General features: G+C 37.6%; 2 protein-coding genes and 1 pseudogene. All 3 read left to right on the forward strand.

Annotated elements, in window-relative coordinates; genetic code table 11:
• A partial coding sequence (locus ACRCJ0_RS15870) for an exodeoxyribonuclease VII large subunit (protein WP_431391145.1) occupies positions 1–475 on the forward strand: 475 nt, incomplete at its 5' end.
• Complete coding sequence (locus ACRCJ0_RS15875) at positions 476–721, forward strand: exodeoxyribonuclease VII small subunit (protein WP_069285491.1); 246 nt, start codon at positions 476–478, stop codon at positions 719–721.
• Positions 721–924: pseudogene (locus ACRCJ0_RS15880) on the forward strand (polyprenyl synthetase family protein); the annotation flags it as partial. The gene ACRCJ0_RS15875 and the pseudogene ACRCJ0_RS15880, both read left to right, overlap by 1 nt.

The raw sequence follows: 924 nt of genomic DNA on the forward strand, positions 1-924 counted from the left end.
CCAAAAAGCTTATATATTCCGCCAACCATTGAGGTTATATGAAGGCCACCAATTAAAATTAAAGAACTTACAGGCACAACTGGTTCAGTCGCAAGAAAGCCACTTGAAATCTCAAAAAGTTGCCGTACAGCACTTAGACCAAAGGTTAAACCAATCTTCTCCTGCAATTACATTAGGCAATTACCGTACAAAATTACAATACATGCAGCGCCAATTGATTAATAGCCAAAGCCAACAGGTAAGGTCTAAGGAATATCAATTGCAAAAAGCGATGTCACAACTGGATCTTTTATCACCCCTAAAAAGGATGAGCAAAGGTTTTGCTTATGTGACAAGTAAACAAGAACCAGTAGATTCCATTACAAAAGTGAATATTGGTGATCCACTAGCCATTCAATTAGCAGATGGCCGTATTACCGCGCAAATTACTGGAACAGACAAGAAACAATTTTCTAAATTAAAAGGAGAATCATAAATGGCTATCGATACCTCAAAATTATCGTTTGAAGAAGCGTTAGAAAAACTAGAAGCAATTGTCAATCAATTACAATCTGGCGATATCAAATTAGAAGAATCAATGGACGCTTTTCAAGACGGCATGATTCTAAGCAAATATTGCAGCCAAACTTTAGAAAACGCTGAAGAAACAATGACAAAATTGATGACAGAAAATGGTCAATTAGAAGCATTTGAAGAACCAACGAGTCAAGGTGACCAGTAATGGATACAGCTATTTTTATGGAAAACCAATTACTAGCCTTAGACGAAGCTATTCTGAGGTCTGTTGACCAATTCGGTCACGCCCAGCCTGGTCAATTGAAAGAATCAATGGTTTATTCATTAAATACAGGTGGCAAACGCCTTCGACCAATGTTATTGTTGGCTACTTTAAAAGCGCTGAACGCTGACATTCAAACAGGGTTT

The sequence above is a fragment of the Aerococcus sp. L_32 genome, assembly GCF_050689315.1.